We start from the raw sequence: 24,506 nt of genomic DNA, 5'->3' as shown, positions 1-24,506 counted from the left end.
CTTTGCTCACCGAGCAACAGAACCTATCCTCTTCTGCACCTTCTTCCACGAGCCGGTGATAAGAAAACTCTCCTCCATATTAGCAACCATCCGGGTAAACTTATTTATCGGCACCGAAAAGGTGAGCGCCTCTTTGGGTGCAAACGGCCGCGCCGAGACATCGAACATGCCGATAACGCCTCTGGGGCGCCTGGATTTCCCTTCGAGATAAGGATACTGGACAATCGAGCCACAGCCGGCGCAGAACGGGGCAAATACCCCATTCGGCTCGGCTTCGTCAAAATTCGCCAGCGTAAACAGACCTGCCACAACGTCTGGCTGGGCGAAGAAGGTGACAACTTCCGGATTATCCGAACTTTCAAGCTTGTCCCACCTCTTGAAGACTATGAAACGAGCCGGGGCTTTAAACGCAGGTGCATATTTGAACCCCTCCTTAACAAGCTCCGGCGATTTCTTATAGCGTTCCCCTTCAAGTTTGCCCTGAATTCCACAGGAAAGGAAATATTCAAAGTCAGGCATAATTTTTTGACTAAATCCGATATACCTTTTTCCACCAAAGCAACCGACTGAATCCGCATTGTAGCAAAAAGAGCTTCCTTTCCTCACCTTTGACAGGTCGCCGATTACACACCTATGCCCCGAAGTAGGCTTAACCAGCTCGGCACGCCCTTCTTCAGCAGCATAATAGAAGGTAATAGGAAATTCGGCACCATTAAAGTACTTTTGCCACAGCATACTGAATTTTTCTTTAAGCCCCGTATCCATAATTAGATTCTCCTGTTCTACTTTGCCACAGCAACTAATGGGCAAACCGCATGGTTACCAAGGCAACGGCCACATAAAGGAATACACCGATGATAACAGAAGGTATAATCCCCCACCGAGGCAGGATAAATATCATGGCGACAGCATAAAGAACCCAGGCTGGTATCAAAAACAGCATGCCCTTGAAATAGGAAACCGTGGCACCGACACCGCTGGCGAAATATATACTGAACAGGGTTACGATGGTTATGCTGGGGAAAAAGGCTATGAAAGCAGAAAGCAGCCCCTTCCCCTGAGCCCCAAAATAAGTCACCAAACTCACAATCGTTCCACCAAGCACAAAATATAACGACAGTAACTTAATATCCATAGCTTGCCTCCAGGCTATTCATTAGCATTAAAATAATATGCTAATACCCGATTATAACCTTTGTCAACATAGAAACCAGCCATTGACAAATGGATTATAATAGGACATATGCAGACAACCTTAATATCTGGGGGTGAATAAAATGACCGCTGCGCAAAAGACCTTGCTCTATATCTTCCTCGCATTCGCTATCCTTTTCATCGGTCTCCTACCGCTAGAACCTTACGCCGGTAATTTCGTCATCAAAGCCATACCGGCAATAAGCCTGGCTGTGCTGGCATTCATAGCAGTTTCCGGCTCGAGAGGCAAGCTGCTGTTTGCGTCTCTCCTGTTCTGCGCTGCTGCCGATATAGCCCTAGAACTAGCAGCAGGAAAGTACTTCGTTATTGGCCTGGGATTATTCCTCATCGCCCACATACTGTTCATAGTAACTTTTTCCAGAGATTTAAAGGCTCAAAAATCTCAGATCCCTTTCGTCGTTCTCCTCATCGTCTATGCTAAGATGATGGCTTTTGTCCTGACACCCTACCTCAAAGAGATGGCAATACCCGTCTACATATATATGACAGCTATAACTTTGATGGGCATCTTTGCATCATTACGGGCTTCAAAGAACGACTTCACACTTTATGGAGCCATATCTTTTATCGTTTCCGATTCGATTCTGGCCATCAATAAATTCATGATGCCGGTGCCGGCGGTCGACTACTTTGTCATGGTCACCTATTACCTAGCACTATTCTTAATAGTCTATGGGTTCGTGAAAGAATAATTGGCTTATCACTAGCCAGAGCTACTCTTCACCCTTAAGCGTCTCATAACCTTCTCTTATGAGAAAGGCTACAACTATTAAGCCTATGATTGGGTCTGCCTGCCACAAGCCGAACATATAATTTAGACTCAGCCCTAGAAGCAAAGCCAGTGACAGAAAAAAGCAGGCAAGCGTTTCTTTGGAATCTGCTATCAGGCTCCTGCTGTTCAGTAACTTGCCGGTTTGATATTTCCAGTAAAACAAGATTGGCATCAATATTACCGAGATAATGGCAATGATAATCCCAAGCAAGCTGGGCAACGGGATTTCCTTAAGGTACAGCTTCTTAGCCGATTCATACAAGATATAGGCACCAAGTATGAAGAAAGTATAGGCAACCAGCCTGGTTGCTTTCCTCTCAACTTGTTGTTTCTCTGCCTCTGACATGCCTTTGTGCTTTCTAAACCTCCAAATCATGACACCGCCCGAAAGGGATTCGCCAAAGCTATCGAGACCAAAACCGACCAAGGCTATACTACCGGCCAGCGACCCGGCAAAAATAGATACTACGCCCTCAAGTACATTGTAGCCAACTGTGAAGTAAGACAACAGGAGCGCCCTGCGGTGAAGTCTCGAAGCCTCAGAACTACTTGTGCTCACGCAACCATAGTATCAAAAATGTCAGCATCAGCCCAAAAAATCAGGCTAATTATTGACGAACATCTGAGGCACCCTGAAAGAACTCTCAAGAAGGTGTCTGGTTGCTATGGCCAACTAACGATTGGAACCTTCCCATAAAACGCTGAGAGGTGCAATCATGCATCATGGACTGGACACCACGCTATAGCCCAACCCGTTTTTTGTACTTCCGTGAACAAAGCGCCTTCCTAATACACTCGGCCGTATCTGGGAAGTCACAAGGCAATTTTTGATAAGAAAAAGATGACCAAGAAACCAAACATGGTAACCAGTGAAGCAGAAAATCCACTCTCTCTAAAGGACTCAGGAATCATCGTCGAGGAAACCATAGCCAGAAGCGCTCCAGCGGCTATGGCTTCAGTAACGCCCAAAACGGTTTGAGAAATGTGCCCAAAGACCATATACCCCAAGATCACAAAAATAAATCCCACAAAAGCCACTAAAACCCAGGTTAGAAGAACTCTAGTACGTTTCTGGCCAGTTCTTGTAAGGTCATAAGCTGAAGAAATACCTTCTGGGAAATTGGATAAGAAAATGGCAATCATTATCACAAAACCCAAGCTTTTACCAAGCAGCAAAGCAACACCCAAGGCTAAAGATTCTGGGATTCCATCTAAAACCGCTCCTAAAACAATCGCCCAACCGGTTGTTTCTTGAGCATTATAATGTCGTTTATGGCCTCGCCCTCCCAGTTTAATAATCAATAGGTCGCCTAAAACAAATAATAACCCCCCAAAAGCAAAGGCCCATATTGTATGGTAAAGCCCGGATAACCTGTAAGATTCCTCTAGGAGACCAAAGGATAAGGCAGCAATTAAGGCGCCGGCGCCAAAAGCCATGAGAATTCCAATTGCCTTTTCTTTGATTTTGAAAAAGCAACCGCAAATACTACCAGTAATAAGACCAAGAGCGCCAACAAAGCCGTAGATAACAACTTGAATCATTCTCTATCCCTTCAGTATATGGCATCAGGCCACAGGCAATGTGAAGAAAAAGGTGCTTCCCTTGCCCTTACGGCTTTCCACCCACACCGTTCCTCCATGCAATTCTACGAGCCTCTTCACCATAGCCAGCCCTATGCCGGCTCCTCCGTGCCCCCTCTGCCGCGACCGGTCTGCCTTGTAGAAATGGTCGAAAACATGAGGTAAGTCCTCGGTAGCTATGCCGCTTCCCGAATCTGATACAGATACCGTAACCCAACCCGGTGTTTTGTAACTTGCGCCAATTTTAATAGTCCCGCCGGCTCGTGTATACCTAAGAGCATTATCAATCAGATTGTGCAGCACTTGACGTATGCGGTCCCTGTCAATGAACACCGACGGCAATCCGGTTGGTAGCTCCGCATTAATGGAAATTAGCTTCTCTAGACAACGATTTTGGACACTGGCTATCTGTGCGAAAATGAATTCGCTCAGCTCAGTGGCATTCTGATATAACTTAAGTTGGCCGGCTTCCGCCAGTGATAGATCCCTAAGGTCGGTTACCAATCGGGAAAGAAGCACGGTTTCATCATATACCGAGGCAACCTGGTCCGGCGCAGGCGTAATAACTCCATCGAGCCAGGCTTCCAAATTCCCCTGGATAATGCTGAGTGGATTGCGCAATTCATGGGCGATGTCAGCCAGTAACTGGCGCCTGCTCTTCTCCTTCTTCTCCAGCTGCTCAGCCATAGTATTAAAAGCATCAGATACTTCACCGATCTCATCATCAGATTTCTGGGGAACCCGATGTGAAAAATCGCCGGCGGCAACTTTACGTGCTGCCAAAGTCAGTTGTCTCATGGGCCCAGTAATGAGCCAGCTGAACAAGAAACCCAAAGCAACGCCAACCAAGACCGCTACTAACGCTGCCAGCCACAAAGAATTACGAACGGCATTAAGAAAAGCTTGTTCAGCCTCACCCATGTAAAACGGCGCCCCACACCGACCACCACACTCTGGACCAGTACAAACAGAGCCTGGAGGAGCTTGCATCTGCGAATTTGTTTGACAGTAGCTACAGAATTCACTCTGGACCGAATTATTCACCCACAGAGCTATAACACCCACACTCACCAAGGCAATTCCCACAAAGAGAAGAGAGAGCTTCACCGATAAACTATGTATCATTATTTCTCCAATTTGTAGCCAACACCGCGGATTGTAACCAACGGGTTAGCAGATTCCGGCGCCAATTTTGACATCTTCTGTCTGATATTTTTAATGTGAGCATCTATAGTGCGCTCATAACCCTCATAGGACTCACCAAAGGCTGAATCCATCAACTGGAGTCTGGTATAAACTCTACCCGGATTACGGGCCAGGACGGCGAGCAATTTAAATTCAGCAGCGGTCAGGCTAAGCTGTTGTCCTGTATAAATAGCCTCATGTTTTTCCGGGTCTAGGCGAAGCTCTCCAGCAATAATCTGTTCACCCTGCTTCGGACCTTCCCTATACCTCCGCAATACAGCACTGACCCTGGCAGCAAGCTCACGGGGACTGAACGGCTTGGTAACATAATCATCAGCTCCAATCTCCAGACCGACAATTTTATCCACCTCTTCATCACGAGCTGTAAGCATGATAATCGGCACGTTTGATTGCTTTCTGATGGTTCGGCAAACCTCCAGACCATCCAGTTCAGGCAAATTCAAATCCAACAGGATAAGGTCTGGCTTATGACGCTGAGCCTGCTCAACGGCAGTTTTGCCATCGGCAGCGATGATAACATCATAACCATCCTTTACGAGGTATGCCTTAACGAGCTCGCAAACCTTAGGCTCATCGTCAACCAGCAAAATCTTACTACCTGCCATTGCTTGCCCACCGTGCTACAGTCTGAATTGTAGCATATAAAATTGATAGGGGCGAAGTGGTCGACCTTCGCCCCTATCGCTTAGGAGGTTAATTTGATACGTCGGTATTCCGACTAGACAGTTATCTAAAAAGGTTGTTTTTAGAATCTGTGGCATGGAGGCTGGTAATTGGCATCACTATCACCAGACCATCCCCTTTGCCCATAGCTGCCTCCCGCCCCCCGACAATAACCACCGCCCCCACAACCTCCCCATCTACCGGCATTGCCGGCATTTGGGCAGTTAGAATACTGCAGGCCAGGACACTGTGAGCATCCCGAGTAATCGCAATCATACGATATTGCGGGACAAGTCAAAACCGGAGTGTCATTTTCCTTAGCCAGAACTAGCCCAGTACCAATAACCAGTGCCAGCACTGCAATCAGGATTGGGACCCCGATTTTCAACAGCTTGTTCATGTACACTCGCCTCCTTTCTGGTATAAATAATAGCAGGCGAACGTGAATTTATTGTGAAGATAGTGTAAGGTTTCTGTGAATTTTGGCGCTTGCTTTCGATGTAACTATGACGACTCACAACCACATGGGTAAGATTAAGGTCTTGGCTTCAGTATGAAAACTTTGAACACATACTATTAACCCCAATCACAATTGCAAGTAGTAAAAACTATATCCGACTTACCCATTTAGTTATCTCTATCTTTGACCAACATGTGATTCTGCTACATCCACACCAACTATTCCGGCATTACCTTATATTCACACTTCACGACCTTATCATTATCAAAAGCATCTTGAGTCTAGTTCTCGCCCTCAGGGCGTGTGTTTCGTTGGCGGGCATTATGACCATTTCGCCCTCCTTCAAGCAAAAGGGCTTGCCTGAAATAACGATTTCTGCTTCACCATCAAGTAGACAAACTAAAGCGTCAAATGGGGCTGTATGCTCGCTCAAGCCTTGGCCTTCATCGAAAGCGAATAAGGTAATAGTTCCTGTTGGCTTACTTACTATCTCCCTGCTGACTATAGAGCCTTCCTGATAATTTACCAGGTCAATTAACCTTGCCACCTGAGCTGCGGATACTTTAGCATCCGCCTTTTTCTTACTATGCTGCACGCCTTTATCTCCTTTCGTTGGGGGCTTAACAAAAAGAAAAGGAGTACTTTGGGCCCCGGCTACCTACTGGATTGCTTCCAGAACCACCTCAGGGAGCATTCTTACCCGAATATCAGGCCTTTCCTGCAACTTGCCCCTGAGACTATGATAGCAACCGGAACAGATGTTGACCAAAATCTTAGTTGTCAGGCTACCAATGAGCTGTTCCATATGCGGCGGAATATAGCAGCACAAATTGGCGTCCAGATGATTCACCCTAAGTCCATTGATTTTGTTGAGCACTCGCACCGCTGGCGAAACATCCACTGGCTCAGAAGTTATCCGTCGCCGAAATCTGTAACAGCCGGCATAATAATCCAACTCCGCATCCAACTTGCCGCCGGTGAAGTAGCGGTCAAGAAGCTCGCTATAGGGAATGACCTCTAGCTTAGTATCTCTCCGGCAATTAGTATAGTTGGGTTCGCAGGCACCGCAGAACAACACAATCGCCTTCGCCCCCAACGCTTCAGCCTGCTTGAAGTTTTCCAAGATAAACTCTCTGGACAGCTCTTTGGATTTAGCGATGTCCTCTTCGTTTTTAGCCATTACCGCAGGCTGCCCGATAGGCATCCAGCTACAGCAGTACTCCTTTTGCAACAGCGTATAGTCTACTCTAAAGCGGTCGAGCAGCTCTTTCAGCGCTCGCATCACATGGGGCATTCCCTCAGGTTGAAAACAGCCCGTGATGATTACATACTCTGCCTTCTCACCTATCCTGAACCCTATATCATCGACAAGAATTTTTCGCCTTTCTTCACCCGAACCGCTACAGGCACCGTAAGCTTTTATGTTATCCACCAGCTTGCTGTCTATCATGTATCAAAACCTCCTTCCTCACTTATTGTCTCGCAGTCCGAGGCAATTACATTCAAGCACAACTCTCTGGGCCGAAATCGTATTCCTTCAGTCCTTCCTGATATAGAAGCCCGATAGCCATATTTTTCTTTCTTACCCCCACTGTCCGTAATACGAACTCGGCTTAACCTTTCAGCTCAATTTGGCACCGCAATTGCCACAGAATCTTGATGGGGCAGTAATAGCACCTCCGCATCTAGCACAATAAGATTCCAAGCTTGAACCGCAGCCTCCACAGAATCGCTGGCCTGGGACAACGTGACAACCGCATTTAGGACAAGCGACGCTCTGCTGTACCCACTGGGGTTGCTGAGCCGTTGGCTCATATTTCTTTGCCGGCTCTGTCACAAACTCTGTCCTTGCCTGTGACAGCCTGCCACCACCCCAAATAGCCGTAAAACAGACCGCGGAGACAAGTGCCACAATAATAACGTTAAATCCGACAGGAAGCCACAATATCAAGTTTAATAGCAGTCCTACTATTCCCAGAACAAGTAAAAGCACACCTACAGCTCTCATATGTCTTACCTTGTCCGAAACTGGTAAATTTTTGCAGGAATGTAAAGACAGACCTTCAGGCTTGTACGCTTGTGCCGCCACCACTCACAGGCCGGTCTAAAGAATTGTACAATGGATGGCATCGTATTAAAATCCGGCAGCCGCCAGTATGTCTGGAACCAATTCTTCCCTGCCGATGGCCATAACGTGAACTCCATCGCAAACGGAATCCTTCTTCAGCGCAGCAATCATCCTGCCGGCAATTTCAATGCCTTTATTGAGCGCTTCCCCCTTGGGAGCAGCAGCTAGCTCATCAATCAGATTCTGGGGCACAAAGATACCGGGCACATTCTCAGTCATGTACTTCGCCATCCTGGCCGACGTAAGCAATACTATCCCGGCTAGAATCTTGACGGAAAACTGGCGGGCAAACTTCATGAATTTGGCGAAATTATCCAGGTCGTAGATGGCCTGAGTCTGAAAGAATTCAGCACCAACCTCGATTTTCTTTTCAAACTTGAGCAACTGAGGTTCTATCGGATTGGCTTCAGGTGTAACTATGGCTCCAGCACAGAATTCTACAGCTCCATCAAGGTCATTCCCGCCAAGGTCTTTACCTGATTCCAGTAGGCGGATGGTTCTCAACAGTTGAAGTGAATCCAGGTCAAAGACGCCTTTAGCCTCTTTATGGTCGCCAACAGGGACAGCGTCACCAGTAAGGCAGAGGACATTCCTTACGCCCCTGGTATAAGCAAAAAGCAGCTCAGCTTGAAGGGCAAGCCGGTTGCGATCGCGGCAGGTCATCTGAAGAATCGGCTCACCACCGCGCTCTTTAATAGCCAGACAGCCACCAATCGACGGAAAACGCATCACTGAGCTTTGATGGTCAGTGACATTCATGGCAACGACTCTATCTTTGAGAAGGTCTATGTGATGGTGCATCTTCTCAATGTTCGTCCCTTTAGGTGGCCCAATCTCACTGGTTATCACAAACTTGCCGGAGTTAAGAGCTTCTTTAAAGCGTGTCGCCATAATCGTTTCCTCCCCCTCACGCGATTTTAATCGTCCGCGGCCTAGGTGTCGCCTGGAAGTTCTTGGGTGGCTGATACTTTCGCATCATATCAAGCCTGCCCTGCGCTTCCAGTCGCTGGTATATGAGTGTCCAGGCACAATCTTTCGTTATGTCAACCTCACACTTGCCCTTATTGGTGCCACCGCATGGTCCGTTTAGCAATCCTTTATGGCAAGCTGTTAACGGGCAGATACCGGCTGTCTGTCCCAGAACACAGTGACCACACTGAGCACAGACTTCGTGAAAGTTGCCCGGCTCATCCTCCAGACCGATAAACAGGGTATCCAGCGCTGGAATAACAGGCTTATCAATATAGCAACTGACCTTGTGCACCCCTAAGGCACAAGACATAACCAGAATACAGCTTGAACTGTTGATAGCTCCATTGTTCTCTTTGAGGGCGACTTCTGTCATCTCATCACAAGCAGTAGGAATAACCGTCGAGCCGGTAACAATTTTACCCAGTTCCTGAAGACGGTCCTTCATACATTGGACTTCCTCTATACCACCAGTTTTTGTCATGGTTGCACAAGTACCACAGCCAATAACGTAAACCTTGTCTAATCCTTCCAGTTGTTCTTTGATTTCATCGAAAGACTTCTGCTTGGTGATAGATTTCATCGTCGTGCCCTCCTAACTAACCAATAGAGCATTCCTCCGAGCAATCCCAGTCATCATCGCTCCAAGTCGCACCTCAAGCACCGCTTAGCTTCCTGCTTAGCCTTCTCTTCTGAAAAGCTGAGCTCTATTTCCTCGAAACTGTGCTTCCTTTCTTCGGTGGGGAGCGTCGGCACTTCTAGCCGGGGTTGCGCCTCCCACGTCTCTTCCTCAACCTTAGTGGCAGCTTCCACAATGACCTCGGTCTTCAGATCATACATCTCTACCCTTGTGATATCCGCCTTAAGATATTTATCTATGGCTAAAGCCCCTCTCCTACCAGCGGCAATAGCATCTATGACCATGCCCGGGCCAGTGACAAAGTCACCGCCGGCGAAAACGCCAGGAACATTAGTAGATAAGGTATTACTATCAACCGCCAGTGTCTCCCAACGTGTCCGCTCGAGAGCGCTGTCAGGTGGCAAGAACGAGAGGTCAGGAGCTTGTCCAACTGCAGCAATTACAGTATCAGCTTCGGCGAAGAATTCTGAGCCCGGAATCGGCACCGGGCGGCGGCGCCCACTGGCATCCATCTCGCCCAACTGCATACGGCTGCACTGCAAGCCGGTTACCTTCCAATTATCACTGGCTATACGAGTAGGACTGATGAGGAAATTGATGCCTACGCCCTCAGCCACTGCCTCATCATATTCCACCTCGGTCACTGGCATTTCCTCTCGCGACCGCCGATAGAAAATGTTGACCTCATCAGCGCCAAGGCGAAGGGCTGTACGCGCAGCATCAAGAGCTACATTCCCACCTCCAATGACCGCCACTTTCTGCCCGACTCGAACCTGCTTGCCCACTTTAACATCTCTCAAGAACCTCAGCCCGTAGTGGAAACCCTCAACGTCCTCCAGTTCACCAGGTATGCCTATTCGCTGGCTTCTCTGAGCACCAGCAGCGATAAACACGGCTGAGTAACCATCTTTCTTTAGAAGGTCATCCACTGTGTAGGTCACACCGATAGGCATGTCATACCTTATGTCTACTCCACGCTTGGCAATATAATCAATCTCCTGTTGAATAACCCTGCGAGGCAATCGAAACTCAGGTATAGCCACCGACAGCATACCCCCGCCTACAGGTAGAGCCTCAAAGGCGGTAACTCCGTAACCCATCTGAGCTAAGTAGTAGGCACAACTGAGTCCAGTGGGGCCTGCACCCACCACTGCCACCTTCTGACGTTTAGTTCTGGGGAAGGGCTCTGGCGGAGGCAACTCAGATATATGGTCAAAATACCAATCAGCAGCAAAACGTTTGAGCGACCTGATAGCTACAGATTCATCCAATTCCCCACGCCGGCATCTGCCTTCACAGGGATGATGACAGATGCGCCCGCATATAGCTGGAAACGGGTTTCGGTCTCTGATTGTCTCAACGGACTCCAGATATTCCCCGACAGTGATATGCGCCACATATTTAGGAACGTTAATCCCCACCGGACAGGTATGCTGGCACGGCGATATCATCAAGGAGTCACAGACAGCAGCAGGGCACTTCTTCTCCTTTATATGAGTCTCATACTCATCTTGGAAGTAATTAATTGTCGTCAGCACAGGATTGGGACATGTCTGACCCAAGCCACACAATGAACACTCTTTGACTGTCCTGGCTATATTAAGCAGAGTGTCCATGTCTGCATCGCGGCCTTTCCCTTGAGTTATTCGGGTCAAGATTTCCAGCATCTGTCTTGTTCCCAAGCGGCAAGGGACGCATTTCCCACAGGACTCATCCTGGGTAAAACTCAAGAAATATCTAGCCACCTCAACCATGCAGGTAGCTTCATCCATAACCACCATACCACCAGAACCCATAATGGAGCCCAGTTGAGCCAGAGAGTCATAGTCCACTGGGGTATCTATAAACCGGGTGGGAATACACCCACCTGACGGACCACCCGTCTGCACTGCTTTAAACCGCTTGCCACGAGGGATACCTCCGCCAATATCGAAGATAACAGTGGCCAGCGGAGTACCCATCGGCACTTCCACCAGACCGCTATTGGCAATCTTACCGGTGAGAGCGAAGACAGCAGTCCCTTTGCTCTTCTCGGTGCCTAAGCTGGCAAACCACTCTGCCCCCTTGTCAATGATGACGGGGACTGCGGCCAAGGTTTTCACATTATTGATATTGCTGGGCTTGCCATCCAAGCCTGATTGCGCCGGGAATGGCGGACGAGGACGAGGCATGCCCCGCCTGCTTTCAATAGAAGCAAGCAGCGCTGTCTCCTCACCACAGACAAAGGCACCAGCGCCTTCCTTGACATGAATCATGAAAGAAAAGTGCGAACCAAGGATATTATCACCCAGAAAACCTCTCTTCTTGGCTTGCTCTAACGCAATACGAAATCGCTTCACCGCCAGTGGGTATTCAGCACGGGCGTATATGTAGCCCTCTCTGGCACCTATAGCATATCCCGCAATCGTTAAGCCCTCTATAACAGAATGGGGGTCAGCTTCCAGGATAGAGCGGTCCATAAAGGCACCGGGGTCACCTTCATCAGCATTACAGATGACATACTTCGTGTCGCCGGGTGAGTTGCGACAAAACTCCCACTTGCGGCCCGTAGGAAAACCAGCCCCACCCCGACCACGCAGCCCGGACTTCTTGATTTCCTCAATGACATCTTCAGGCGCTATCAGGAGAACCTTTCTGAGCGCTCTATAGCCTCCACTGGCTATGTAGTGGTGGATATTCTCAGGATTGATGTGCCCACAATTGCGCAGAATGACACGCTGCTGTTTCTTATAAAAGTTTATCTCCGAATAGTATGGGATGCTTTGGCCAGTAACCGGGTCACGATAGAAGAGGCGCTCTACTGGCTTGCCATTTTTTAGATGGGAGCTAACAATCTCTGGTGCATCACTTGGCTCCACACGAGTGTAGAAAATGCCCTCCGGTTCAATGACCACATTAGGGCCTTGCTCACAGAAGCCATGACAACCGGTGAAATCTACTTCAACACCAGCTAGTTTATGTCGTGCTACTTCCACCTTAAGCACGTCATAAACAGCATCAGAGCCTCCTGAAACACATCCTGTACCCTGGCAAACAAAAACCGTCTTCTGGTCTGCCATGTTATTCCGTGCCCTTTCTCTCACCAAATAACTGCGCTACTTTTTTGGGATTCATATGCCCACAGGTTGTCGTGCCAATAACTATGTTGGGTGCCAGGGCACAGACCCCTATGCAAGCAACCGTCTCTAATGTATATTCGTAATCAGGCGTGGTCTCCCCTTCCTCAAGCCCCAGCTGTTGTTTCACCAATTTCAATATCGTCTTCCCACCCCGAACATGGCAGGCAGTTCCCCGACACACCCTGACAACCTTTCTCCCCTGCGGTTTTGTATACAACTGTGCATAAAAGGAGATTACCCCTTGCACTTGCACAGGAAATAGGCCTAAGGCTCTAGCTACTGGTTGTGTCGCCTCAGGAGGGATATATCCAAACTCTTCCTGTATTTTCTGAAGGAGCGGGATCAATGCCCACCTTTGACCGATATACTCAGCTATAAGCTCATCTATTCGTGCCAAGTTAATCTCAGGTTTTGTTTCCAGATTAGCCATGGCTTTCAATCCTTTCCAGTCTTACGTGACACGTTTTGAGAGCCGGGGCCTTCGTCTGAGGGTCTAAAACAATGTCAAATAGCCCATTGACCGGGCTCTCTGGAAACGACCCGGGCATAAAGACCGTCCCTTTATTGAGTGTGTCAGTAACTTTTACCTCAGCCGCCAACTCGCCAACAGGTGATACTATCTTGACCTTATCACCGTCTTCGACTTTGAGTCTTTTAGCATCAGCTCTGCTAATCTCCACAAAAGCCCCCGGCAAGAATTTCCTCAACCGTGAAGACCTTGAGCTTCTAGAGTTGGTACCGAACTGATAAAGCGTGGTTCCAGCTAAAAGAGTAAAAGGATACTCATCTCCTGGACTTGGCTGTGGGATATACTTAACAGAAGAAAACTTTCCGTGCCCGCTTGTAGTTTGACCTTTGCCAAGGCGATAGCTTTTAATGTCCAGCTTGGCATAGTCCACACCTCGATATAAAGGAACCAATTCTGCAATCTCACTCATAACCTCTCGGGGTGAAGAATACGGCATCGAGGAACTCATCCCGCTGGCTAATCGAAGTATTATCTCCCAATCAGGCAGACTGCCCCCAGCCGGCTCCAAAGCCTTTCTCACCCTCTGCACCGTACCATCAAAATTGGTAAACGTGCCTTCCTTTTCAGCAAAACTCGCAGCTGGCAAGATTACTTTTGCCAGTTTCGCCGTCTCAGTGACAAATATATCCTGCACCACCAATAAATCGAGTGATTCCAATGCCTGTCTAACAAGATTTGAATTCGGGAAACTCACTGCCGGGTTTTCACCCACAATATACATGCCTCTTATTTTGCCTGCTTCTGCTCCGTTTATTATCTCAAGAGCCGATATCCCTGAATCAGTAGGCAGTTGGCACCCCCAACGAGCTTCAAAATTCCTCCTGACTTGAACATCCTCAAAACTCTGATAGCCAGGTAAAAAGTCGGGTAAGGTTCCCATGTCATTGGCACCCCGCGCATTATTTTCTCTTTGCAGCGCATAGATGCCACCCTCTCCATCCCCAATGTTTCCGGTCAACATCGCTAAATTCGCCAAGGCGGCTACACTGCTTGCTCCATTGACATACTGAGTAATACCATCACCATAAACAATGCAGGCCTTGCTCGCCTTGGCAAAGAGTCTAGCAGCCTGGTGTATTTCCTCGCCTGTGATACCAGTAACCTCTTCTACATACTCTGGCGTATATTCCCTTAAACCATCAGCCAATGTCTCAAAACCGCTTGTCTTGCCATCCACATACTCTCTATCCAGCAGGTTTTCATCTATGATTACCTTCGCCATGCCATTTATAAGAGCTAACTCCGTACCAACTTTTGGTCTTAACCAGAGATGTGCCCAAGAGGCGAGCTTTGTCCACTGGAGATTTATCAACAGCAGCTTGGCACCCTTACGCTTAACAGCACGCTTAATGGCATATCCTACTAATGGAGCCGAGGAAGTTGGATCAGCACCGATGATCAGTATCACTTGTGCCTGCTCAAGGTCATCAAGAGAATTCGTGGTACCACGACAGCCAATAGTCTCCCACAAACCTTCGTAACTGGCAGAATTGTAGAGTCGACTACCGTTGTCAATATTATTTGTACCCAAAACACACCTGGTAAACCGCTGCAACAAGTAGTTCTCCTCATTAGTACACTTAGAAGAGCCTAAAATAGCCAAGCTGTTGGGACCATGAGCCTCCTTTATTCGCTTAAATGCACCAGCCACTACACCCAAAGCCTCTTCCCATGACACCACCTCAAAATTACCATTTACTTTGACCATGGGGCTGGTCAATCTGTCTGGACTATGCACAAAATCACAGCCATAGCTTCCCTTGACGCAAAGGGTGTCACGGTTCAACGGATTATTTTCATCGGGTCTGGCTCGTACCAAACGATTGTCCTTTATTTCCAAACAAACCCCACAGCCACAGCCACAAAATGGACAGACTGTACCAATAGTTGTCGTAGTTGTCCCTGTATACTTTCTGTCCTTTTCCATTATGGCACCGGTGGGACATAATGCCACACACGTTCCGCAGAAAGTGCATTCGGAGTTCTCTAATGGCAGATCACCAAGCGTTGCTGGTTTGGAGACAAATCCTCGACCGAGATAGTCAATAGCACCTTCGCCAACCAATTCCTGACACGCCCTGATGCACTTGGCGCAAAGGATGCATTTGCTCAAATCTCTCTCAACGAAGGGGTTCACTTCCTCGATGACAGCCAGTTGAGGAATCCTCTGGAACTCTACCAGACCCACACCCATGTCTGATGCTACCTTGCGCAATTGACAACGGTTGCCTTTATCGCATACCAGGCAGGAATCAGGATGGCTAGCCAGCATGAGCTTGATTATAGTTTTTCGGCGTTCTTGTACTCGTGGGGACTCAGTGTGAATGACCATCCCCGGTGCTATCGGAGTGACGCAAGATGCCATCAGTGCTCCCGATCTCTCATCTTCCACTATACAAATGCGGCAAGCACCAATCGGGTCTAGGTGAGAATCATGACAAAGAGTGGGAACGGCCACACCGGACTCTCGGGCCAAATCCAAGATGGTCATCCCGGGCTGACCACTTACCTCTCGTCCATTGAGCGTGATAGTGATCGCCTCCAAATTCACCTCTTCTCTGCGCTAATCTGCCACACAATGCCAGTCACTAAAAAATCGCAACCTCAACCCCTCTCAGGTTTCAGTCACGCTTAATTCACAGAAAAAATACAAAATGTCTTCAAATATTACACAACAAAAACAGTACATTCTGCTTTAAAGCAGATGCTTCCCCATTTTCGGAGTATATCGAGCGAGTTTACTACATCTAGCAGTATGTGTCAAAGGGAGCCGCACTATTAAACCCAATATGCCACCAGTATACTTCTAAAATAAAACCGATTTGGTTAATCATACATGTCTCCAATATAATCTCTGTCATAGTATTTTGCACGATAATATAATGCCTTGCTCGGCTTTACCTAGTCATCTGTGCTAGCTATAATGATGCTAGAATACCATGATCTCATTAATACAAGGGGATGCCTAAATGGATATCATGCAATTACTCAAGCGGTGTGAGGTGTTCATCGGTCTCGATGACAGCGATCTACAAAAAATAGCTAGTCTGCCCTCATGGCGAAGGAACACCTATAGCGCAGGCGAGTCCGTATTCCGCGAGAACGATGTAGCCAAAGATTTCCACATTCTAGAGGAAGGGGAGATAAGACTAGTAGTGGCATCGCGCAAAGGACGAGGGACAAGGGAACCAGTAAGAGTTTCTGTTGATACCGTAACTAAAGGGGATGTTTTCGGCTGGTCATCATTGGTAGCTCCTCATTCTCGAAATATGTCAGCAATTTGTATCAAGCGCTCTACTGTGGTAGCGGTATCAGGCACTGAGCTTAACCAACTGATGGATTGCAACCATTCACTTGGCTACGAGATAATGAAAAGTCTGGTAAGAGTTATCGCTAGAAGGCTAAGAGACCTACAAGGTAAACTGGTCGGCAAAGAAAAACTGCCACCACGAAAAGAAATACACCCAGAGTAATCACGTTACTTTTTAAGTAACCGCTCCACCCTTTGCAACAACTCCTGAGGAGATACCGGCTTGTCCACATAGTCCTCGGTATCCAAAGTGAATCCTTGACTGACACTAAGAGAAGTCTCCCCGCCTTTTTCTGAGAAGCTTGTCAACATTATAACAGGTATCTTTTTAAGCTCAGAGTCTTTCTTAAGCTGTTCTGCAGCACTAAACCCGTCCTTGACTGGCATTATTATGTCCAAGATGATCAAATCGGGCTTTTCTTGCCTCGCCTTCGCCAACCCCTCATCACCATTGCAAGCAACTACCACTTCATAAGGCTTACTCTCTAAGACAAGCTTAGTCGCTTCCACAAAGTCTTTGTCATCATCAACAAGAAGAATCTTGGTTTTGCTTTTCATTATCCTGTCACCTCCTCAAAGCATTTCACTGAAGTCTAGACTCGTTGCTTTCGTTTAAGTAGCTTTTCGACACAATCTAGTAAAACCCGTGGCAATATCGGTTTCTCTAAGTACTCATCTGGTTTAAGCACTTGGCCGGTTTCCAGCTCATAACGACGGCGGCTGGACTCCTCCCGCACCGAGCTTAAAATAAGGACTGGCATATCGCGATACTCAGACCACTTGGGAGAATGGAGCTCTTTGTAAACGGCAAAACCATCCACCTTAGGCATTAAAAGATCAAGTATCATTAAGTCAGGTTTCTCCGAGGCAAGCTTTTCCAGACACTCCGAACCGTCACGGGCGAAGACCACATTGCAGCCCTGAGCCTCTAAAATCATGCTTATCGCATCTAGAATATCAGGGTCATCATCAACTACCAGAACCTTCTTACCTACCATCGTCATCTGCGCTGCGAATTATATCAAATAGCTCCACGACAATCCATATTATAAAGCAAAACTCTACATCCGCACATACAGGCGATGATTATGCAGCTACTTTCGCTTTTCTGGGGAGCGTAAAGCAGAACTTGCTGCCTTTGCCGGTTTCAGCACAGGGACTTTCAGCCCATATCTTGCCACCATGAGCTTCTACAATTCTCCTCGAGATAGATAAGCCTAAGCCTGTCCCTTTAGGCCCAGCGTTGCTGCCACGGAAGAAGTCTTTAAATAGCCTTGGTATGTCATCAGGAGGAATGCCACAGCCCGTATCGGCCACCTCCACCAAAATCTCGCTGTCTGTCTCCATCACCCTCATAACCACTTCACCTTCGTCAGTATAGTTAATGGCATTATTCACCAGATTGGTTATCACTTGCTTCAGCCTGATAGGCGCACCATATACACAAGACAGATTTGGCTGTATATGCGCCGAGAATCTTAGCCCCTTCTGCTCCGCTAGGCTGGAGCCTTCTTCAATAAAGCTATCTATCACTTGAGCCAGCGATACCTCCGTCATCTCCTGAACTAACTGGCCCAGCTCAATGCGAGGAATATCCAGCAGATTGCTTATAAGATTGAGAAGTTCATTAATTCTCTGGCTGGCTCTTTGCATCATGTGTCTTTGCTTCTCGTTCAAATCCCCAGCAAGACCATCCAGTATCACTCCCAAGAAAGTCTGTATGGCAGCAAGAGGAGCTTTCAAGTCATGGGCGGCAATGCTGACAAAGCGAAGAAACTGCCTTTTTTCTTCTTCTAGCAACTCTGCTCTCTCCAAGGCAACAGCCCCTAGATTAGCCAGGACACTAAAGAAATCTATCTCTTGGTCAGAAAACCGGCGCAGCTCCGAAGTATAAATACGTACAATACCAATGACCTGCCCACGCCGCGTAAGAGGCAGGGAAAGCATAGACACCACACCCTCCTTTTTTGCCTGTTCCTTGTACTGAACCCGCGTATCAGTGGTAGCATCAAGGACTGCCACCGGTTTACCATCAAGAGCCTGTGCTATAGCCGCATCTACTCTTACCGGCCCTTTTCGTACATACCAATTACTCAGCCCACAAGCTACGCTATGTATTAATTCTTGACGGTCTGGGGTTAGCAACATTAACGAGCATCCTTTAACGTCTGCGGCATCACGGATGCTCTCCACAATAGTTCGCAGCACCTCTTCGGGTGCCAATTTGGAGTTAAGTTTCTGTGCTATATCATAGAGTACTTTATAGCATTGTTCTGCTTCCATCTGCCCAATTACCACCGATGCCCGACTACGATAGCCAGACGCTCAACAGATGAAGGAATTGTTTAACTTAAGTCTAAAGCGTATACATAACAGCAGAGGTTTGTCAAGCCTTCTAGGTATTATTTAGGAAATTACAACCATCTCTCACGCCGGATGCTGCAGGATAACAGCTTACCCCATGGCTGAGCTGCTTCGAGTTGAACGAGCAACAAACTATTTCCGCAAACGCTTCAACTCGAAAACGACGGGATTTGCCGGGTCTGGGCAAGCGACTGTAGCCTTATCTCGGTCCTCTTCCCACGGGAAAGAGCCACCAAACTGCAGAGCTGAAATAAAAGGGAAAAGCGTGTAAAACGCCCAGGCGCACATGCCAGGTGGAGTCTTATCCGCAATGAGAAACTTGTCACCAGCCTTGTGACCCAAAGTGCAGGTGCCTTTTTGAGATATTACCTCAGCAGTCACTTCGTAGAATTCCACTTCAGCCATATTAACCCCCCTTAACTTTAACTGGACTCAATCTTAGACCATTTAGGCCAAAACTGGCTAGCGATTGACAGAAAATCAAAGGACAGACCCTCAAGTCTGAGAGCATTTAACAATTCCGTCCTGTCACTGCGAGCGAAGCGCGGCAATCTCTGGGATTGCTTCGGGGCTTACGCCCCTCGCAATAACATTAAACTATCTCTAGGTCTGTCCCTACAATGATGCCGTCCAAAACTAGGGCTAATCGTACTACCCTATTTAACCTCCACCTTGGCCCCAGCTTCCTCAAGCTTCTTCTTGATAGAAGCCGCTTCATCCTTATTGACACCTTCTTTGACTGGTTTAGGGGCACTCTCCACCAAATCTTTAGCCTCTTTTAGACCCAGAGTGGTCACCTCTCGCACCGCCTTAATCACATTGATTTTATTCTCGCCGATTTCCTTCAGGATTACGGTGAACTCCGATTTTTCCTCCTCGGCTGCTGCCGCTGCTGGTGCCCCCGCAGCTACAGGTGCCATAGCCATCGGTGCCGCTGCAGTCACCCCAAATTCGTCCTCCAGAGCCTTAACCAATTCGGCTAACTCCAACACGGTCATATTCTTCACTACAGCTATAATGTCTTCCTTTGTCATCGCTTTAGCTCCTGTTGATGAAGTCTCCTTAGCCTTAGATTGCTTCTTAGCCTTTGGTTCTTCTTCGACCTTAGGTTGTTCTGACTCAATTTGTTCCTGTGACATTTCATCCTCCTTCAACTTGTTGAACTCTTGCTTGCATCACATTCAAAAGACCACGCAAAGGTGCACTTAAAACGTTATGTAAAGCTTGCAGCGGGGCTTGTAACTGTCCCACCAGCCTTGCAACTAGAACATCCTTGGGCGGTATAGTAGCCAGATTAGCGATATCCTCGGCGGTAAGCAGCCTATCACCAAGAATGCCACCTTTGATTTTCAGCACCGAGCCTGTAGAGCGAATATGCTCTCTCAAAACCTGAGCTGGCTTAATCACATCATCGTAGCCAAAAGCTATAGCCACGGGTCCAGTTAGCAATGCTCCTAGCTGCTTTTTGCCAGCTCTCTCGGCGGCAAACAGCGTAAGGGTGTTTTTTATCACTCTATACTCTATACCCAGCTCGGTTAAACGCCGACGCAACTGCACCATTTCCTTTGCCGTAAGCCCACGATAATCAGTGGCCACAGCAATGGTGCACCGAGACAAGCTTCCAGCCAGCTCATCTATCATCTGTTCTTTTTTTTCTTTCAACATAGTCACACTCCTGAAAATTAAAAAGTCCTTGTGCCGTGACACAAGGACCTAAAACCCGCCAAACAAAGGTACCTCGGCAGGCATATTCTTTAAGCCCTCCGGCACCTGCTGTCATGGGCACGAAAAAGAAGTCTGCTATTCAATTCATAAAGAGCTCAGGGCCCAAAATCACGATATCAGAGGCCTCAGGTCAAGTCTAATACCGGGCCCCATGGTAGTTGTCAGGAAAGCACTTTTAATGTATTGCCCCTTGGCCCCCCCAGGTTTAGCCTTCATTACAGCTTCCACCAGCGCGGTTAGGTTTTCTAGAAGCTTAGTTTCTTCAAAGCTCGCCTTTCCGATGGGCACATGAATAATCGCTGTCCTGTCCAGCCGAAATTCCACCCGACCTTTGCGAGCTTCGGCAATAGCCCTAGGCACATCTTCTCCAACCACAACTGTACCTGACTTAGGATTGGGCATTAATCCTCTACGCCCCAGTATTTTACCCAGCTTTCCAACTTTCCCCATCATATCCGGAGTGGCTATACCCACATCAAAGTCAAGCCAGCCATCTTCAATCTTCTTAACAATGTCATCGCTGCCAACGTAATCAGCCCCAGCCTCTTCAGCAGCTCTAGCTGCTTCACCCTGGGCAAAGACGAGAATCCGAACCTTCTTACCTAAACCATTAGGTAGAAGGGCTATGCCTCGCACCTGCTGGTCAGCACTTCTAGGGTCGACACCCATCCTCAAGTGCAGCTCGACTGTCTCATCAAAGCCAGCAAAGGCAGCTTTTTTAGCCAGTTCAACAGCCTCACGAGGCGCATATGCGTTCTCTCTATCAAGGAGTTTAGTTGCTTCTTTATATTTTTTCCCTCGAAATACCATAATTTACTCCACGTCAATTCCCATGCTGCGAGCGGTGCCTTCAATAATCCGCGCTGCTCCTTCAACGTCTACCGCATTTAAGTCCTTCATCTTAATTCGGGCAATCTCATAGACCTTTTCGCGAGACAATGTGCCCACATTTTGCTGGCCCGTAGTGCTGCTACCTTTCTCAATACTTAAGGCTTTTTTTAGCAGGTCAGATGCCGGCGGTGTTTTAGTGATGAAAATGAATGACCTGTCTTCATATACAGTTATCTCCACCGGAACAATAGACCCTGCCTGGGAGCTAGTCTGCTCGTTATAATCCTTGCAGAAAGCCATAATATTGACTCCATGCTGCCCTAACGCCGGACCAACTGGAGGCGCTGGGGTAGCTTTACCTGCTTCAATCTGAAGTTTAATAATAGCCTTAACCTTTTTTGCCATCTATAACCTCTGCACCTGTAAAAAGTCAAGTTCCACAGATGTCTCTCGCCCGAAAAGAGTCAGCATCACTTTTACCTTCCCCTTCGCCACACTTATTTCATCAACCACCCCAACGAAGTCAGTAAAAGGACCATCAACCACACGAACACTCTCTCCCTTCCTGAAGCCCACTTTAACCTGGGGTGCGCCTCCAGCCTTCTGAAGGATAGCATTGACCTCCTCTTCAGTCAGAGGTGTTGGTTTGTTCCCGCTGCCAACAAAGCCAGTTATACCAGGCGTATTACGCACCACATTCCAACTGTCATCATCCATCTGCATCTGCACCAAAACATACCCAGGAAAGACCTTCTTGGTCACCGTGCGCCGCTGCCCACTTCTGATCTCAATCTCCTCCTCAATTGGTATCTTGATCTTGAATATCTTATCCTCAGCATCCATAAACTTAATCCGCTGTTCTAAAGCCTTCTGAACACGGTCTTCATAACCGGAGTAAGTATGCACGATATACCACCGTTTGTCGCCATTCTTCACAGTCTAACCCCCACCTAAAAGCACTTTAGCCACCAACTCAGCAAAGCCATAGTCAAGCGCCCCCAAAAAGAGCCCTACCGCAACACATACAATGAGGACCATGATTGTCAGCCGTATGGTATCCCGCCTTGACGGCCAGGTTACCTTCCTCAACTCACCTATAATATCACCAATAAAAGCAAAACGAGACCTTTTCTTGGCGATAATTTGAGGCTGACTCTTCTTGGTCAAGGATTACTTAGTCTCCCGATGGAGCGTATGACTACGGCAACGAGGGCAATATTTCCTCAGCTCCAACCGCTGAGGGTCATTCTGTTTATTCTTATCGGTGGTATATGTTCTCTCCTGGCATTCAGTGCAAGCCAGATGAATGATACCACGCAACTCACCTTTCTTTGCCATGTTTATTCAAGGATTTTACCGATGACCCCAGCTCCGACGGTCTTGCCTCCCTCTCGAATGGCAAAACGCAGTCCCGCCTCCAAAGCTACGGGGTAAATAAGCTTTATGGTCATTTTTATGTCGTCACCAGGCATGACCATCTCCACACCTTTAGGCAACTCCGCAGTTCCAGTAATGTCCAGCGTCCTGATATAGAGCTGAGGCTTATAGCCGTTAAAGAACGGAGTGTGCCGACCGCCCTCTTCCTTGGTTAGTACATAGACCTGAGCCTCGAAATGCGTATGTGGCGTAACCGATCCCGGTGCTGCCAAAACCTGGCCTCTTTCTATATCCTCACGCTCTATGCCCCTGAGTAAGCAGCCGACAGCATCTCCAGGCTCTCCTATCTCCAGGGTCTTATGGAACATCTCCACCCCGGTTACCACAGTCTTACGTGTATCTTTTATGCCTACAATCTCGATCTCATCTCCCGTCTTAACCACACCTCGCTCCACCCTGCCCGTGGCTACAGTGCCACGCCCCTTGATGCCGAATACGTCCTCTACCGGCATCAAGAAGGGCTTATCCTTAGGTCTGACCGGAAGCGGCACCCATTCATCAATAGCATCAGCCAACTGCAGGATTTTGCCGCACCACTCGCAATCTCGCTTACCACAACCACATTCCAGTGCCTTAAGGGCACTCACCCGGACAATAGGAGTCTTATCTCCCGGAAATTGGTATTTGGACAGCAGGTCTCTTACTTCAAGCTCAACAAGGTCCAGCAGCTCCGGGTCTTCCATCATATCTACCTTGTTCAATGCCACCAGTATACTGGGCACCTCTACCTGCCGAGCCAGAAGAATATGCTCACGTGTCTGAGGCATTGGACCATCAGGTGCACTAACCACCAGTACTGCCCCGTCCATCTGAGCCGCACCAGTTATCATATTCTTGATATAGTCGGCATGCCCCGGACAATCCACGTGAGCGTAGTGCCGTTTTGCAGTCTCATATTCAATATGAGCAATAGCAATTGTCAAGCCACGCGCCTTCTCTTCAGGTGCGTTGTCTATGGAATCGAAGGCACGGAATTGAGTATCTCCTTGCTTAGATAGACATAAAGTAATCGCCGAAGTCAAAGTCGTCTTACCATGATCAACGTGGCCTATTGTCCCCACATTGAGATGGGGTTTAGTACGCTGAAAGACCTTCTTTGCCATTTTACAAAACCTCCTTCTTTACACAGCCCACAACCAGATTCGAACTGGTGACCCCGTTCTTACCAAGAACGTGCTCTACCTGCTGAGCTATGTGGGCAAATTTCCATATATTATACAGTATGGCTTTAAATTATACACTATTTTATTAAAGCCGCAAAATCTCAAACACAATAGTACTTTGTAGCAGCGAGGCTTTAGCCTCGCCAATGCGACCCTAAAGGGTCGCAACTACATTAAACGGAGCTGCCTTAAACAAATCTCCAAGATGGTGGAGGGGGTAGGATTCGAACCTACGTAGCCTAAAGGCGGCAGATTTACAGTCTGCTCCGATTGTCCACTCCGGCACCCCTCCCAACCCAACCCTAAAGCCAAAGCCCGAGAGGGGAGTCGAACCCACTAACCTACCGATTACAAGTCGGTTGCGCTACCATTGCGCCACTCGGGCAAGATTATA

29 protein-coding genes and 3 tRNA genes are annotated in these 24,506 nt (G+C 47.9%); 2 read left to right on the top strand and 30 right to left on the bottom strand.

Annotated features, from left to right (window positions below; all coding sequences use genetic code 11):
* Positions 1-6: 6 nt before the first annotated feature.
* Both FJ023_01010 and FJ023_01005 read right to left on the bottom strand, forming a co-directional pair.
* Positions 7-765 carry a hypothetical protein gene (locus FJ023_01010; protein ID MBM4445917.1) on the bottom strand — a complete coding sequence of 253 codons (759 nt, stop codon included), beginning with the start codon at positions 763-765 and terminating at the stop codon, positions 7-9.
* Between the two features lie 34 nt (positions 766-799).
* Positions 800-1,135: a DUF3147 domain-containing protein gene (locus FJ023_01005; GenBank protein ID MBM4445916.1), complete on the bottom strand. Its 336-nt coding sequence runs from the start codon at positions 1,133-1,135 to the stop codon at positions 800-802.
* 142 nt (positions 1,136-1,277) lie between these two features.
* Here FJ023_01005 and FJ023_01000 point away from each other — a divergent pair, with 142 nt between their 5' ends.
* Entirely contained in the window at positions 1,278-1,907 is a 630-nt protein-coding gene (locus FJ023_01000) for a lysoplasmalogenase (protein ID MBM4445915.1), read from the top strand.
* A 21-nt stretch (positions 1,908-1,928) separates the two neighbouring features.
* On the opposite strand, the gene FJ023_00995 is transcribed toward FJ023_01000, so the two are convergent.
* From FJ023_00995 to FJ023_00935, 13 genes are all read right to left on the bottom strand, one after another.
* A complete protein-coding gene (locus FJ023_00995; GenBank protein ID MBM4445914.1) occupies positions 1,929-2,546 on the bottom strand; it encodes a hypothetical protein in 618 nt (205 codons plus the stop codon).
* 254 nt (positions 2,547-2,800) lie between these two features.
* The gene (locus FJ023_00990; GenBank protein MBM4445913.1) at positions 2,801-3,529 is read right to left on the bottom strand and encodes a ZIP family zinc transporter; all 729 of its coding nucleotides are present in this window, start codon (positions 3,527-3,529) and stop codon (positions 2,801-2,803) included.
* Positions 3,530-3,553: 24 nt separating this feature from the next.
* Entirely contained in the window at positions 3,554-4,693 is a 1,140-nt protein-coding gene (locus FJ023_00985; protein ID MBM4445912.1) for a HAMP domain-containing protein, read from the bottom strand.
* Complete coding sequence (locus FJ023_00980) at positions 4,693-5,379, bottom strand: response regulator transcription factor (GenBank protein MBM4445911.1); 687 nt, start codon at positions 5,377-5,379, stop codon at positions 4,693-4,695. The genes FJ023_00985 and FJ023_00980 overlap by 1 nt, the downstream gene beginning before the upstream one ends.
* 140 nt (positions 5,380-5,519) lie before the next feature.
* Positions 5,520-5,837 carry a hypothetical protein gene (locus FJ023_00975; GenBank protein MBM4445910.1) on the bottom strand — a complete coding sequence of 106 codons (318 nt, stop codon included), beginning with the start codon at positions 5,835-5,837 and terminating at the stop codon, positions 5,520-5,522.
* Between the two features lie 307 nt (positions 5,838-6,144).
* Positions 6,145-6,492 (bottom strand): cupin domain-containing protein, encoded by a 348-nt coding sequence (locus tag FJ023_00970; GenBank protein ID MBM4445909.1) that lies wholly within the window; start codon positions 6,490-6,492, stop codon positions 6,145-6,147.
* A 63-nt stretch (positions 6,493-6,555) separates the two neighbouring features.
* Entirely contained in the window at positions 6,556-7,347 is a 792-nt protein-coding gene (locus FJ023_00965) for a (Fe-S)-binding protein (protein ID MBM4445908.1), read from the bottom strand.
* A 171-nt stretch (positions 7,348-7,518) separates the two neighbouring features.
* Positions 7,519-7,905, bottom strand: a complete 387-nt coding sequence (locus FJ023_00960) for a zinc ribbon domain-containing protein (GenBank protein ID MBM4445907.1) — start codon at positions 7,903-7,905, stop codon at positions 7,519-7,521.
* Positions 7,906-8,031: 126 nt separating this feature from the next.
* Positions 8,032-8,916 (bottom strand): 5,10-methylenetetrahydrofolate reductase, encoded by an 885-nt coding sequence (locus FJ023_00955; GenBank protein MBM4445906.1) that lies wholly within the window; start codon positions 8,914-8,916, stop codon positions 8,032-8,034.
* 16 nt (positions 8,917-8,932) lie between these two features.
* On the bottom strand, positions 8,933-9,577 hold the full coding sequence (locus FJ023_00950; GenBank protein MBM4445905.1) for a 5,10-methylenetetrahydrofolate reductase: 645 nt from the start codon (positions 9,575-9,577) through the stop codon (positions 8,933-8,935).
* Positions 9,578-9,630: 53 nt separating this feature from the next.
* A complete protein-coding gene (locus FJ023_00945) occupies positions 9,631-12,693 on the bottom strand; it encodes a hydrogenase (protein MBM4445904.1) in 3,063 nt (1,020 codons plus the stop codon).
* Between the two features lies 1 nt (position 12,694).
* The gene (gene nuoE / locus FJ023_00940) at positions 12,695-13,183 is read right to left on the bottom strand and encodes an NADH-quinone oxidoreductase subunit NuoE (protein MBM4445903.1); all 489 of its coding nucleotides are present in this window, start codon (positions 13,181-13,183) and stop codon (positions 12,695-12,697) included.
* Entirely contained in the window at positions 13,176-15,833 is a 2,658-nt protein-coding gene (locus FJ023_00935) for a formate dehydrogenase subunit alpha (GenBank protein MBM4445902.1), read from the bottom strand. The genes nuoE and FJ023_00935 overlap by 8 nt, the downstream gene beginning before the upstream one ends.
* A 418-nt stretch (positions 15,834-16,251) precedes the next feature.
* Between FJ023_00935 and FJ023_00930 the strand changes: the two genes are divergently transcribed.
* Complete coding sequence (locus FJ023_00930) at positions 16,252-16,755, top strand: cyclic nucleotide-binding domain-containing protein (protein ID MBM4445901.1); 504 nt, start codon at positions 16,252-16,254, stop codon at positions 16,753-16,755.
* A gap of 5 nt (positions 16,756-16,760) precedes the next feature.
* On the opposite strand, the gene FJ023_00925 is transcribed toward FJ023_00930, so the two are convergent.
* The 15 genes from FJ023_00925 to FJ023_00855 form a co-directional block, all read right to left on the bottom strand.
* On the bottom strand, positions 16,761-17,150 hold the full coding sequence (locus tag FJ023_00925) for a response regulator (protein MBM4445900.1): 390 nt from the start codon (positions 17,148-17,150) through the stop codon (positions 16,761-16,763).
* 35 nt (positions 17,151-17,185) lie between these two features.
* The gene (locus FJ023_00920; protein ID MBM4445899.1) at positions 17,186-17,596 is read right to left on the bottom strand and encodes a response regulator; all 411 of its coding nucleotides are present in this window, start codon (positions 17,594-17,596) and stop codon (positions 17,186-17,188) included.
* An 82-nt stretch (positions 17,597-17,678) separates the two neighbouring features.
* On the bottom strand, positions 17,679-18,875 hold the full coding sequence (locus FJ023_00915) for a HAMP domain-containing histidine kinase (GenBank protein MBM4445898.1): 1,197 nt from the start codon (positions 18,873-18,875) through the stop codon (positions 17,679-17,681).
* A 213-nt stretch (positions 18,876-19,088) separates the two neighbouring features.
* The gene (locus FJ023_00910; GenBank protein MBM4445897.1) at positions 19,089-19,361 is read right to left on the bottom strand and encodes a TIGR04076 family protein; all 273 of its coding nucleotides are present in this window, start codon (positions 19,359-19,361) and stop codon (positions 19,089-19,091) included.
* Positions 19,362-19,612: 251 nt separating this feature from the next.
* Entirely contained in the window at positions 19,613-19,990 is a 378-nt protein-coding gene (locus tag FJ023_00905) for a 50S ribosomal protein L7/L12 (GenBank protein MBM4445896.1), read from the bottom strand.
* A 106-nt stretch (positions 19,991-20,096) separates the two neighbouring features.
* Positions 20,097-20,621, bottom strand: a complete 525-nt coding sequence (locus FJ023_00900) for a 50S ribosomal protein L10 (GenBank protein MBM4445895.1) — start codon at positions 20,619-20,621, stop codon at positions 20,097-20,099.
* Between the two features lie 168 nt (positions 20,622-20,789).
* The gene (locus tag FJ023_00895) at positions 20,790-21,491 is read right to left on the bottom strand and encodes a 50S ribosomal protein L1 (GenBank protein ID MBM4445894.1); all 702 of its coding nucleotides are present in this window, start codon (positions 21,489-21,491) and stop codon (positions 20,790-20,792) included.
* Between the two features lie 3 nt (positions 21,492-21,494).
* Positions 21,495-21,917 carry a 50S ribosomal protein L11 gene (rplK, locus tag FJ023_00890; protein ID MBM4445893.1) on the bottom strand — a complete coding sequence of 141 codons (423 nt, stop codon included), beginning with the start codon at positions 21,915-21,917 and terminating at the stop codon, positions 21,495-21,497.
* Positions 21,918-22,448 carry a transcription termination/antitermination protein NusG gene (gene nusG / locus FJ023_00885; GenBank protein MBM4445892.1) on the bottom strand — a complete coding sequence of 177 codons (531 nt, stop codon included), beginning with the start codon at positions 22,446-22,448 and terminating at the stop codon, positions 21,918-21,920. It abuts the gene before it with no gap.
* A 3-nt stretch (positions 22,449-22,451) separates the two neighbouring features.
* The gene (gene secE, locus FJ023_00880) at positions 22,452-22,655 is read right to left on the bottom strand and encodes a preprotein translocase subunit SecE (protein MBM4445891.1); all 204 of its coding nucleotides are present in this window, start codon (positions 22,653-22,655) and stop codon (positions 22,452-22,454) included.
* Between the two features lie 27 nt (positions 22,656-22,682).
* A complete protein-coding gene (gene rpmG / locus FJ023_00875; GenBank protein ID MBM4445890.1) occupies positions 22,683-22,850 on the bottom strand; it encodes a 50S ribosomal protein L33 in 168 nt (55 codons plus the stop codon).
* A gap of 2 nt (positions 22,851-22,852) precedes the next feature.
* Positions 22,853-24,052: an elongation factor Tu gene (gene tuf / locus FJ023_00870; GenBank protein MBM4445889.1), complete on the bottom strand. Its 1,200-nt coding sequence runs from the start codon at positions 24,050-24,052 to the stop codon at positions 22,853-22,855.
* A gap of 24 nt (positions 24,053-24,076) precedes the next feature.
* A tRNA-Thr gene (locus tag FJ023_00865) sits at positions 24,077-24,149 on the bottom strand.
* Positions 24,150-24,318: 169 nt separating this feature from the next.
* Positions 24,319-24,404: transfer RNA gene (locus FJ023_00860), tRNA-Tyr, on the bottom strand.
* Between the two features lie 20 nt (positions 24,405-24,424).
* A tRNA-Thr gene (locus FJ023_00855) sits at positions 24,425-24,497 on the bottom strand.
* Positions 24,498-24,506 lie beyond the last annotated feature (9 nt).

Source organism: Chloroflexota bacterium (genome assembly GCA_016875875.1).
Taxonomy (GTDB): Bacteria; Chloroflexota; Dehalococcoidia; order GIF9; family UBA5629; genus 9FT-COMBO-48-23.
This window is presented reverse-complemented; position numbering and strand designations above follow the sequence as displayed.